Source organism: Mycolicibacterium arenosum (genome assembly GCF_024320865.1).
In the GTDB taxonomy this organism is placed as follows: Bacteria; Actinomycetota; Actinomycetes; order Mycobacteriales; family Mycobacteriaceae; genus Mycobacterium; species Mycobacterium arenosum.
In genome coordinates this window covers 449,296-460,798 of record NZ_JANDBD010000003.1, presented here as the reverse complement: position 1 = coordinate 460,798, position 11,503 = coordinate 449,296, and the positions used below count along the sequence as shown (strand labels likewise).

Genomic DNA, 11,503 nt, shown 5'->3' with positions numbered 1-11,503 from the left:
GACCGTTCGAGCAGGAGCTTCACATGACCGCAGCGACCATTCCGGGTTTGGACGACGCACCCACGAAGCACCAGGGACTGCTGGCGTGGGTTCGGGAGATCGCCGAGCTGACGCAACCCGACAGGGTGGCCTTCGCCGACGGTTCGGAAGAGGAGTACGAGCGGCTCGCCGCCCAGTTGGTCGAGGCCGGCACCTTCCAGAAGCTGAACCAGCACAAGCAGCCGAACTCGTACCTTGCGCTGTCCGATCCGTCGGACGTCGCACGTGTCGAGTCCCGCACCTACATCTGCTCGCAGCGTGAGGTCGACGCCGGTCCGACGAACAACTGGATGGACCCGGCCGAGATGCGCGGCATCATGACCGAGTTGTATCGCGGCAGCATGCGCGGGCGCACGCTCTGGGTCGTCCCCTTCTGCATGGGTCCGCTGGACGCCGAGGACCCGAAGCTCGGGGTCGAGATCACCGACTCGGAGTACGTCGTCGTCTCCATGCGCACCATGACCCGGATGGGTGCGGCGGCGCTGGAGAAGATCGGCGACGACGGCTTCTTCGTCAAGGCGCTGCACTCGCTGGGAGCCCCGCTGGAGGACGGCCAGGCCGACGTGCCGTGGCCCTGCAACGACACGAAGTACATCACCCACTTCCCCGAGACCCGCGAGATCTGGAGCTTCGGCTCGGGCTACGGCGGCAACGCGCTGCTCGGCAAGAAGTGCTACTCGCTGCGGATCGCGTCGGCGATGGCGCACGACGAGGGCTGGCTGGCCGAGCACATGCTGATCCTCAAGCTGATCTCGCCGGAGAACAAGGCCTACTACGTCGCCGCGGCGTTCCCGTCGGCGTGCGGCAAGACCAACCTCGCGATGCTGCAGCCGACCATCCCTGGCTGGCGCGCGGAGACCGTCGGCGACGACATCGCGTGGATGCGGTTCGGCAAGGACGGCCGGCTGTACGCCACCAACCCCGAGTTCGGTTTCTTCGGTGTCGCGCCGGGCACCAACTGGGACTCCAACCCCAACGCGATGAAGACGATCGCCGGCGGCAACACCGTCTTCACCAACGTCGCCAAGACCGACGACGGTGACGTGTGGTGGGAGGGCCTCGAGGGCGAGCCCGACCACCTGATCGACTGGAAGGGCAACGACTGGGTCCTGCGCGAGACGGAAACCAAGGCGGCGCACCCGAATTCGCGCTACTGCACCCCGATCTCGCAGTGCCCGACGCTGGCCCCCGAGTGGGATGACCCGCAGGGCGTGCCGATCTCGGCGATCCTGTTCGGCGGCCGCCGCAAGACCACCGTCCCGCTGATCACCGAGGCCCGCGACTGGCAGCACGGCGTGTTCATCGGCGCCACGCTCGGCTCCGAGCAGACCGCCGCCGCCGAGGGCAAGGTCGGCACCGTGCGCCGCGACCCGATGGCGATGCTGCCGTTCCTCGGCTACAACGTCGGCGACTACTTCCAGCACTGGATCAACATCGGCAAGCAGGCCGACGAGTCGAAGCTGCCGAAGGTGTTCTTCGTCAACTGGTTCCGCCGCGGCGACGACGGCCGCTTCCTGTGGCCCGGCTTCGGCGAGAACAGCCGCGTGCTGAAGTGGGCGGTCGAGCGCATCGAGCACCGGGCCGACGGCAAGAGCACGCCCATCGGCATCGTCCCGACCGCCGCCGATCTGGATCTGGACGGTCTGGACGTGAAGGCCTCCGATGTCGACGAGGCGCTGGCCGTGAACGCCGACGAGTGGCGCAGCGAGCTGCCGCTCATCGAGGAGTGGTTCGAGTTCGTCGGCGAGAAGCTGCCCACCGGCATCAAGGACGAGTTCGACACCCTGAAGACCCGGCTCGCCGAAGCCGACTAGGTCCCGCCCCCCGGCTAGCGTGCGTCCCCCGGCGAGCGTGCGTGTCTGTACCCGGACACGCCGCTGACGGGCGTAGGTCGGCGCACGCTCGCGGCCACTTGACACCTGTCAAGTTCGGTTTTGTAGAGTCTGCTCATGCAGATCCGCGACACCGCCGTTGCCACCCCCGACAAGCCCGCCGTCATCATGTATCCGTCCGGGACGGTGGTCACGTTCGGCGAGTTGGAGGCCAGGGCCAATCAGCTTGCGCACCTGTTCCGGGATGCGGGTCTGGTCGAGGGTGACGCCGTCGCGATCCTGATGGAGAACAACCACCACATGCACGCCGTCATGTGGGCGGCGCGACGGGCCGGGCTGTACTACGTCCCGATCAACACCCACCTGACGGCGGCGGAAGCCGCGTACATCATCGACAACAGCGCGGCCAAGGCCATCATCGGCTCGGCCGCCCTCACCGAGACCCTCGCGGGCCTGGCCGCCGAGCTGCCCGGCGGGCTGCCGGGTCTGCTGCTGATCGCCGACGGCGACCTCGATGGCTGGCAGCGGTACCCGGAATGCGTTGCGGATCAACCCGATACCCCGATCGCCGACGAGATCGAGGGTGATCTGCTGCAGTACTCGTCGGGAACCACCGGCCGCCCGAAGGGCATCAAGCGCGACCTGCCGCACGTACCGCCGTCGGAGTGGCCCGGCCTGATGGCCGCCCTGGTCGGGTTCTGGATGCATCCCGACACGGTCTACCTGAGCCCCGCGCCGCTCTATCACACGGCGCCCTCGGTGTGGTCGATGCAGACGCAGGCCGGTGGCATCACGACCGTGGTGCTGGAGAAGTTCGACGCCGAGGGCGCGCTGGACGCGATCCAGAAGCATCGCGTCACGCACGGCCAGTTCGTCCCGGTGATGTTCACCCGGATGCTGAAACTCCCTGAGAGCGTGCGCAATTCGTACGACGTCTCCAGTCTGGAGCGAGTCATGCACGCGGCGGCGCCGTGCCCTGTGGAGATCAAGAAGCAGATGATCGACTGGTGGGGTCCGATCGTCGACGAGTACTACGCCTCCTCCGAGGCGATCGGTTCGACGCTGATCGTGGCCGAGGACTGGTTGAACCACCCCGGTTCGGTCGGCAAGCCGATGGCGGGGGCCATCCACATCCTCGACGAGGACGGCAACGAGTTGCCACCGGGTGAGGCGGGCGAGATCTTCTTCGAAGGCGGCATGGACTTCGAGTACCTCAACGATCCCGGTAAGACGGCGTCGTCACGCGATGAGCGCGGCTGGAAGACGGTGGGGGACATCGGCTACGTCGACGAGGAGGGCTATCTCTACCTCACCGACCGGCGTCACCACATGATCATCTCCGGTGGGGTGAACATCTACCCGCAGGAGGCGGAGAACCTGTTGGTGACGCATCCCAAGGTGATGGACGCCGCCGTGTTCGGCATCCCCGACGACGAGATGGGCCAGCGGGTGAAGGGCGTGGTCCAGACCGTCGACCCGGCCGACGCGACCGAGGCGTTCGGGGAGGAGTTGCAGGCCTGGCTGCGAGACCGTCTAGCGCATTACAAGTGTCCGCGGTCGATCTCGTTCGAGGCCGAGTTGCCGCGCACCGACACCGGCAAGCTCTACAAGCAGGGGCTCATCGAGAAGTACTCGTGACGGTCGAACTCGCCGGGGGAGTGCTGGTGGGAACCGGAACCCCCTCCGACGAGGCGACTTTCACGCTCACCGAGGAGCCGATCGCGGATCGCCGGGCGGTGATGGTGCCGTCCGTGGCCGACGCGCTCGCGGTGCTGACCGAGCGGTGCCTGCGCTGGCCGCAGGCCGCGGCGGTGTGCGACGACGTCCTGCGAGCGGTGGACGTCGCCGCACCGGCCTTCGGCGGCGTCATCACCGAGTCGCTCGCGTACTCCACGCTGCAGTCCGGCCCCGAGTTCGCCCGCTGGCTGGCCGAGCGCGGCCCGAAAACGGTTCCTGCGCTGCCGGACCCGGTCGTCGCCGACCGGGTGGACGACGTGCTGCTGGTGAACTTCAACCGGCCGACGCGGCACAACGCCTTCTCCACCGATGCGCGCGCCGCCCTGCTCGAGGCACTCGAGGTGGCGCTCGTCGACCCGTCGGTGACCGAGGTCGTACTCGGCGGCAACGGGCCGTCCTTCTGCAGCGGAGGCGATCTCGCCGAGTTCGGCTCCTTCGCGGACCCGGCGAGCGCGCATCTGGCCCGCACCCGGCACAGCCCGGCACTCGCCCTCGACGCGCTCACCACCCGGCTCGGTCCGCGGTGTCGCGCCGAGATCCACGGTCAGGTTCTCGGCAGCGGGCTCGAGATGGCCGCGTTCTGCGGGCACGTCACGTGCGCACCCGATTCGACGCTCGGCCTTCCGGAGCTCGAGCTGGGGTTGATTCCCGGCGCCGGCGGCACCGTGAGCATCACCCGTCGCATCGGCCGTTGGCGCACCGCCTACCTGGTGCTGTCCGGGGAGTTCATCGACCCCGTGACCGCCCTGGACTGGGGCCTCGTCGACGCCCTTGCCGAAATCACCGGAGGCCAGAACGCCGCAAGGTGACGCGGTAGGTGTACTGCTCGGGCAGGAAGTGGCTGACGGCCAGTTCGACCGGAGTGCCGGTGGCGTCGGAGTAGAGCCGGTCGACTCGCAGCATCGGGTGGCCCGCCGCGCAACCGACACCGCCGGCCACCTCGTCGTCGGCGGGCGCGACGGTGATCGACTGCGCCGCTTCGGTGATGGGTGTGCCGAGGTGCGGCTCGAGCAGCGCGATCACGGTGGTGGTGCTGACGGCGCCGGTGCGCAAGTCGGCGGAGTCGACGACCGACTGCGCGACGGGCTCGGGCAGATGCACCCGCGTGACGACGAACGGCACACGGGAGTGCAGCCGCCGGAACGTCACGGTGAACACCACGTCGTCGTCGAGGCGCAGCCGGGCCGCCGCGTCCACGTCGACGCGGCGCTGCAGCCCGGCGAGCACCTCCATCGAGGTGTCGTCGGACAGGCTCATCAGGTCCTCGATCGAACCGAGCTGGCGCAGATAGCGGCGGCCCGACTCGGTGGCGTAGGTGCCGCGGCCGGGCACCCGGTAGACGACGCCCTCGGCGACGAGATCCTGAAACGCTCGTCGCACGGTCTGGCGGGACACCCCGTGCTCGGCGACGAGTTCGGATTCGGTGGGCAGCCGGGCACCCTCGCGGTAGGTCCCCGCCGCGATCTCCTCGCGAAGTCGTTGCGACAGCGTCTGATACGCGGGAGCAGCTCGCACGAGTCAGATCCCGCCGCGCGCCACCAACTGAGCGGCGATGACGTTGCGCTGGATCTCGTTGGTGCCCTCGCCGACGATCATCAGAGGCGCGTCACGGAAGTAGCGTTCGACGTCGTACTCGGTGGAGTAGCCGTACCCGCCGTGGATCCGGACGGCGTTGAGCGCGATCTCCATCGCGATCTCGGAGGCGAACAGCTTGGCCATGCCCGCTTCCATGTCGGCGCGTTCGCCGCTGTCGTACTTCTCGGCGGCGTGCAGCGTGAGCTGCCGCGCCGCGGTCAGCTTGGTCGCCATGTCGGCGAGGTAGTGCCCGATGGCCTGATGCTTCCAGATCGGTTGGCCGAAGCTCTCGCGGTACTGTGCGTAGGCCAGCGCGTCCTCGAGCGCGGCCGACGCCACGCCCAGCGCGCGTGACGCCACCTGAATGCGGCCCGTCTCAAGGCCTTTCATCATGTGGCCGAAGCCCTTGCCCGGCACGCCGCCGAGCACCGCGGAGGCGGGCACGCGGCAGTCGTCGAAGGACAGCTCGCAGCTCTCGACGCCCTTGTAGCCGAGCTTGGGCAAGTCGCGGGACACCGTCAGCCCCGGTGTGGGGTTGTCCACCAGCACCACCGAGATGCCCCGGTGCCGCGGCTCGGCGTGCGGATCGGTCTTGCACAGCAGCGCGATCAGTCCGGACCGCCGCGCATTGGAGATCCACGTCTTCGCCCCGGTCAGCACCAGGTCGTCGCCGTCGGTGTGGGCGGTCGTCGTCATGTTCTGCAGATCGGAGCCGCCACCGGGTTCGGTCAGCGCCATCGTGGCCCGCACCTCACCGGTCGCCAGCAGCGGCAGGTAGCGCCGCTTCTGTTCCTCGGTGCCGAACAGGGTCAGCAGCTTGGCGACGACGGTGTGCCCGCCCATCGCCCCGGCCAGGCTCATCCACCCGCGTGACAACTCCTGAGTGACGTGCACGTAGCAGGCCGTCGACACGGGGGAGCCGCCGTACTCCTCGGGAACCGCGAGACCGAAGATCCCGATGTGCTTCATCTGCTCGATCCACGCCTCGGGGTAGGTGTTGGCGTGCTCGACGTCGCGGACGGTCGGTTTCACGTCGCGGTCGATGAACGACCGGACGGTGTCGACCAGCATGACTTCTTCGTCGGTGAGTCTCATAATGTACGGCCATATTGACACGCTCACGGCGATACTGCCAGCATGTGACCCTGTGACTTTGTACGGCCAAATCCCCGGCGGTCCCCACTTCGAGGATCTGCGCGTAGGTCGGGTGTACGACACCGCGCCGGCGATGACGCTGACCTCCGGCGCCGCCGCCGTGCACCAGAGCATTCTCGGCGACCGTCTCCGACTGCCCCTGGACGCGGAGTTGAGTCGCGCGGTGACGGGTGCCCACCTCGCCAACCCGGCTCTGGTGTGCGACGTCGCGATCGGGCAGAGCACGCTGGTGACGCAGCGCGTGAAGGCCAACCTCTTCTACCGCGGGCTGCGGTTCCATCGCTTCCCCGCCATCGGCGACACCCTGCGTACGACGACGGAAGTGGTTGGCCTGAAGCAGAACTCGAGCAAACCCACCGGCCTGGCGGCGCTGCGGGTGACGACCGTCGATCAGCAGGGCCGACTGGTGCTCGACTTCCACCGGTGCGCCATGCTGCCGCTGCGCGACCCCGCCGCCGACACCGGGCACGCCGACGACCTCGCCGCCGTCGGCGCGGACATGGCCGCACCGTCGGACCCCACCCGCGACTGGGACGCCGACGCCTACCGGGCGGGGGCGCCGGGCCCGCGCTTCGATCCCGAACTCAAGGGCACCGTCATCGCCACGACCGCCGACGTCGTCAGCAGCGCCCCCGAACTGGCCCGCCTGACCCTCAACATCGCCGCCACGCATCATGATTCGCGCGTAGGAGGGCAGCGACTGGTGTACGGCGGGCACACCATAGGCCTCGCGCTCGCGCAGGCCACCAGGGTGCTGCCGAATCTGGTGACTGTCCTCGGCTGGGAGTCGTGTGACCACACCGGTCCGGTGCACGAGGGCGACACTCTGTACAGCGAGGTGCACGTGGAGGGTGCCACGCCGCTCGGCGCCGGCCGCGGAGGTGTGCTGCGCCTGCGCTCGCTGGTCTTCGCCGCCGCCGAGGAGCCGCGCCAGGTACTGGACTGGAGATTCTCCGCCCTGCAGTTCTAGCGACCGCCACAATAGGGGGGTGGATGCTGCTGCGCGGGGCTGGGCCGCGAGCGGCCTCGCTCATCTCACCGGCGAACCCGACGGACCCGCCGACTTCTCCCGCGCGGCCGTCCTGAGCCGTGCGCGTGCCGCCGCCGAGCAGTTCAGCGCATACACGGGGGTGGCCGTCGACGCCGCGGAACTGCTGGCCGGCCGCGCCGCCCTGCTGGGACTGACGCGGCGCGGGCGCGTCTCCGCGGGCGGCGCCACCCGACTGTTCTCCGCGCGCGACGGCTGGTGTGCGCTGACGCTGTCGCGCCCCGACGACGTCGACGCTGTCCCGGCCCTCGTCGAGGCCGACCCGGCCGATCCCTGGCCCGCGGTCGAGACGTGGGCGCGCACCCGTTCGGCGGCCGACGTCGTCGGGCGCGCCCGGCTGCTCGGACTGCCCGCCGCGGTACTCGGTGAACATCGCGGGGCCGCGGTCGAACGGACCGCGCTCGGCGACCGCGCGGAACCCGATGACCTCCTCGTCGTCGACATGTCGTCGATGTGGGCGGGTCCGCTGTGCGGGCAGCTACTGCGTCGTGCCGGTGCCACCGTGGTGAAGGTCGAGAGCCCGCAGCGGCCCGACGGCACCCGCCGCGGTGACGCCGCGTTCTTCGACTGGATGAACAGCGGAAAGCTCTCGTATGCGGTCGATTTCGCCGACACAGGGGCGCTGCACGACCTACTGGGTGCCGCCGACGTGGTACTCCAGTCGGCGCGGCCCGCCGCGATGGCCCACCGCGGGCTGGGCCCGGACGACGTGCCCGCACGTCCCGGCCGGGTCTGGCTGCGCATCACCGGCTACGGGGCCGTCGGCGAGCCCGCGAACCGAGTGGCGTTCGGTGACGACGCCGCGGTCGCGGGCGGCCTCGTCGGCACCGCCGGCGGCGTCCCGGTGTTCTGCGCCGATGCCGTCGCCGATCCACTGACGGGTCTGCACGCCGCGCTCAGCGTCGTCGAGTCGTTGCGCGCGGGCGGCGGGGAACTGATCGACGTCACGCTGGCCGGGGTGGCCGCCGAGTACGCCGGGCTTCCACTTGAGGAGAGCGAGAATGATTGTCCCGCAACGGTTCCCCGACGACCACCGCAGGCCAACCCCGCCGCGGTCCTCGGTGAGCACAACCACGACATCGCCCGACTCATCGACGAGAGGCTTCGAACACCGTGTTGATCCAACGCGCCACCCTGCTGGACGGCACCGTCGTCGACGTTCGCGTCGCCCACGACATCGGTGAGGTGGCGGCACACCTCGACGCCGCACCCGGCGAACAGGTGCTCGACGCCGCGCACCGCACCCTCATCCCCGGTCTGCACGACCACCACGTCCACATGCACTCCGCCGCAGCGGCACTCACGTCGGTACCGGTGGGCCCGCGGGAGGTCGCCGACCGCGACGCGCTGCGCCGGGCCCTGACGACGGCGACCGTCGGCGAGGACGGCTGGATCCGGGCGATCGGCTACCACGAGGCGGTGGCGGGCCCACTCGATCGGCACGCCCTCGACGAGGTGTCACCCGCGGTGCCCGTCCGCGTGCAGCACCGAAGCGGCGTGCTGTGGACGTTGAACTCGCCGGGCCTGGAGCGTGTCGGTTTGCCCGATCACCCGGACGGGAGGTTGCGCAGCGCCGACCCGAACTGGTCGAACAGCCTGCAGCGCAGGGAAACCGGGCTGGAGGCGGTGGGCCGCAGGCTGGCGTCGTACGGAGTCACGGGCGTCACCGATGCGACTCCCGACTTCGGGCTCGACGACGTCGTCAAGTTCGCCGAGGCACACCAGCACGGCGAACTCGCACAGCGCGTGCACTGTCTTGCGCCCGGCAAGGTGATCCTGCACGACGACGGTCTCGACGTCGACGGGCTCGCGCGGTGGATCGGCGGCAGGCACGAGGCGGGCGGCACCGTCGCCGTGCACTGCGTGACGGCCGCGCAGCTGGTCGTGACGCTGGCGGCGCTTCGCGCGGCGGGCACCCGGCCCGGCGATCGCATCGAACACGCCGCCGTGGTGCCGGATGACTGCCTCGCGGACCTGGCCGGACTGGGGGTCACGGTGGTGACGCAGCCGAACTTCGTCGCCGAGCGCGGCGACCAGTACCTGCTCGACGTGCCCGCCGATGAGCAGCCTCAGCTGTGGCGGTTCGCCTCGCTGCTCGCCGCCGACGTGCCGGTCGTCATGTCGACGGATTTCCCGTTCGGCGACGCCGATCCGTGGGCCGCGATGCGCGCCGCGGTCCGTCGCCGCACCGCCACCGGAGCGGTGCTCGGCGCGGACGAGGGCGTCCCCGCGCGCACCGCGTTGACGGGGTTCTTCGGCTCGCCAGAGGATCCCCGGACACCCCGTTCGGTGTCAGCAGGCGAGATCGCCAACCTGTGTGTGCTCGCGGGTTCGCCCGAGGACGTGCTGCACGAGCTCGACGCCGAGATGGTCGCCGTCACCGTCGTCGAGGGCAGGGTCGTGTACGAGCGAGAGGGCTGAGGGGTTTCCAGCCGCCTGCAGCAGGCGGCCCGAGCTCAGGCGCCCGCCGTTTCCGTCTGCGTGAGCGTCCGTCGGAGGAAGTCGAGCTGGCTGCCGAAGAACGCCCGTGACACAGGCGCTTTCGCGGCGATGCCGTCGAACCCGTGGAACGCGCCCTCGACGACCTCGACGTCGCAGGGCACTCCCGCGGCCCGCAGTCTCTCGGCGTACTCGAGGTCCTCGTCGTGGAAGAGGTCGAACGTGCCGACGCCGATCCAGGCCTGCGGCAGTCCGCTGAGGTCCTGGCGCCTGGCGGGAACCGCGACGTTCGGATCGGCGTCGCCGAGGTAGCTGCGCCACCCGTACCTGTTGCTGGACCTGGTCCACAGCCGGAACTTCGAATCGTGCTCGCCGACCCGGTCGCTGGACCTGTCGTCGAGCATCGGGTACACCAGCAATTGCGACGCGACGGGCACCTCGGCGCGGTCACGGGCGAGCAGCGCCAGCGCCGCCGCGAGTCCGCCGCCCGCGCTGGCACCTGCGATCGCGATGCGCTCGGGATCCACGGCGGGCAGGCCGTGCAGCCAGGTGAGCACGGAGTAGCAGTCCTCAAGCGAACTGGGATAAGGGAATTCGGGTGCGAGCCGGTAGCGCACCGCGGCCACCGTCGCGCCCAACTCGCGGGCCAGCACCCGGCAGGCGGCGTCGTCCTGAGCGGGTGTGCCGATGAGGTAGCCGCCACCGTGGATCCACAGCACGGCGGGCCCCGGCCCGGTGCCGAACGCCGGACGGTGCAGTCTGACGCCGGCCCCGGACGGCAGTGTCAGCACCTCGATGTCGGGCGGCACCCGCCTGCTGAACAGCCGCTGCGCGCCGCGGATCATCGGCAGCGTCTTCGGGTTGATCATCGTGCGGGGGCTGAGGCGCGCCGCACGCTGCAGGTCGGGGTGGAAGTCGGGGCGAGCGGAGCGACGGGGGACATTCGAATCAGCCACGATCCCGACGTTACCGGCCGTCAGTCGCGGTCGGTGAGAGACGCCTCGAACGCGACGCGGTCACCGCGATAGAGCGCGCGCACCACCTCGATCGGCCCGCCCTCGATGTCCAGCGAGCGGCGGTGCAGACGCAGCATCGGCATCGCGGTCGTCGACTCCAGCAGCGCCGCCTCGCGGGGTGCGGCCAGCACCGTCTCGATCCGCTCGACGGCGGACCCGAAGTGCACGCCCGTCGCACGCACGGCGGCGTACAGCGACGTCGTCGGGTCGAAGGTCTCCCGGAACCCGCCGAAGCGCGCAACCGGCAGGTACGTGCTCTCCAGACCGATCTTCTGACCGTCGGCGAGCAGCACGCGCTCGAGGTGCATCGCCGCATCGCCCTCGGCGATCCCGAGTGCCTCGGCGAGGTCCGCGCTCGCGGCGACGTCCTCCCAGGTGACCAGCAGACGCCCCGGCTTGCGGCCCATTCGCAGCGCGCCCTCGGTGTAGGACTTCAGCGAAAGCGGTTGCACCAGTTTGGGTGTCGACACCACGGTGCCGCGGCCCCTGCGCTCGATGCGACCCTCGACGAGCAGCTCGTGCAGCGCCTGCCGGACGGTCTCCCGCGCCACGCCGAAACGCGTTGCGAGTTCGCGTTCAGGTGGGAAGGGATCGCCTTCGACCAATCCGTCGAGCAGCCCGTCGAGTTCGGTGCGGATCGCGTGCGGCTTGCTCACGGCCCG

At 70.0% G+C, this 11,503-nt stretch carries 10 protein-coding genes; 6 read left to right on the top strand and 4 right to left on the bottom strand.

The genetic code is table 11. The annotated features are described in order from the left end of the window. Positions 1–23: 23 nt before the first annotated feature. The 3 genes from NM203_RS09255 (at position 24) to NM203_RS09245 (ending at position 4,417) form a co-directional block, all read left to right on the top strand. A complete protein-coding gene (locus tag NM203_RS09255) occupies positions 24–1,853 on the top strand; it encodes a phosphoenolpyruvate carboxykinase (GTP) (protein WP_255059548.1) in 1,830 nt (609 codons plus the stop codon). Between the two features lie 135 nt (positions 1,854–1,988). Further along, the gene (gene fadD4 / locus NM203_RS09250) at positions 1,989–3,509 is read left to right on the top strand and encodes a fatty-acid--CoA ligase FadD4 (protein WP_255059547.1); all 1,521 of its coding nucleotides are present in this window, start codon (positions 1,989–1,991) and stop codon (positions 3,507–3,509) included. Further along, positions 3,506–4,417: an enoyl-CoA hydratase/isomerase family protein gene (locus NM203_RS09245; protein WP_255059546.1), complete on the top strand. Its 912-nt coding sequence runs from the start codon at positions 3,506–3,508 to the stop codon at positions 4,415–4,417. Before fadD4 ends, NM203_RS09245 begins: the two co-directional genes overlap by 4 nt. On the opposite strand, the gene NM203_RS09240 is transcribed toward NM203_RS09245, so the two are convergent. Continuing rightward, positions 4,389–5,123, bottom strand: a complete 735-nt coding sequence (locus NM203_RS09240) for a GntR family transcriptional regulator (protein ID WP_255059545.1) — start codon at positions 5,121–5,123, stop codon at positions 4,389–4,391. The genes NM203_RS09245 and NM203_RS09240 overlap by 29 nt on opposite strands. Before the next feature lie 3 nt (positions 5,124–5,126). Then, the gene (locus NM203_RS09235) at positions 5,127–6,278 is read right to left on the bottom strand and encodes an acyl-CoA dehydrogenase family protein (protein ID WP_255059544.1); all 1,152 of its coding nucleotides are present in this window, start codon (positions 6,276–6,278) and stop codon (positions 5,127–5,129) included. Between the two features lie 52 nt (positions 6,279–6,330). On the opposite strand from NM203_RS09235, the gene NM203_RS09230 reads away from it, so the two are divergent. From NM203_RS09230 to NM203_RS09220, 3 genes are read left to right on the top strand one after another with little or no spacing between them, the layout of a single operon-like run. Next, positions 6,331–7,308: a MaoC family dehydratase gene (locus NM203_RS09230; protein WP_255059543.1), complete on the top strand. Its 978-nt coding sequence runs from the start codon at positions 6,331–6,333 to the stop codon at positions 7,306–7,308. Between the two features lie 19 nt (positions 7,309–7,327). After that, a complete protein-coding gene (locus NM203_RS09225) occupies positions 7,328–8,506 on the top strand; it encodes a CoA transferase (protein ID WP_255059542.1) in 1,179 nt (392 codons plus the stop codon). Then, on the top strand, positions 8,500–9,807 hold the full coding sequence (locus NM203_RS09220) for an amidohydrolase family protein (RefSeq protein ID WP_255059541.1): 1,308 nt from the start codon (positions 8,500–8,502) through the stop codon (positions 9,805–9,807). Before NM203_RS09225 ends, NM203_RS09220 begins: the two co-directional genes overlap by 7 nt. Before the next feature lie 35 nt (positions 9,808–9,842). Here the strand turns inward: NM203_RS09220 and NM203_RS09215 are convergent, their stop codons facing one another. Together NM203_RS09215 and NM203_RS09210 are read right to left on the bottom strand one after the other, a co-directional pair. Beyond that, complete coding sequence (locus NM203_RS09215; RefSeq protein ID WP_255059738.1) at positions 9,843–10,694, bottom strand: alpha/beta hydrolase; 852 nt, start codon at positions 10,692–10,694, stop codon at positions 9,843–9,845. 107 nt (positions 10,695–10,801) lie between these two features. After that, positions 10,802–11,497, bottom strand: coding sequence for a GntR family transcriptional regulator (locus NM203_RS09210; RefSeq protein ID WP_255059540.1), 696 nt, complete (start codon positions 11,495–11,497; stop codon positions 10,802–10,804). Positions 11,498–11,503: the final 6 nt, after the last annotated feature.

What these genes read in the sequence shown, in the direction of transcription:
- NM203_RS09235 (WP_255059544.1), bottom strand. Translation starts at nt 6,278, where the DNA reads ATGAGACTCACCGACGAAGAAGTCATGCTGGTCGACACCGTCCGGTCG.
- NM203_RS09215 (WP_255059738.1), bottom strand. Translation starts at nt 10,694, where the DNA reads ATGATCAACCCGAAGACGCTGCCGATGATCCGCGGCGCGCAGCGGCTG.
- fadD4 (WP_255059547.1), top strand. Translation starts at nt 1,989, where the DNA reads ATGCAGATCCGCGACACCGCCGTTGCCACCCCCGACAAGCCCGCCGTC.
- NM203_RS09255 (WP_255059548.1), top strand. Translation starts at nt 24, where the DNA reads ATGACCGCAGCGACCATTCCGGGTTTGGACGACGCACCCACGAAGCAC.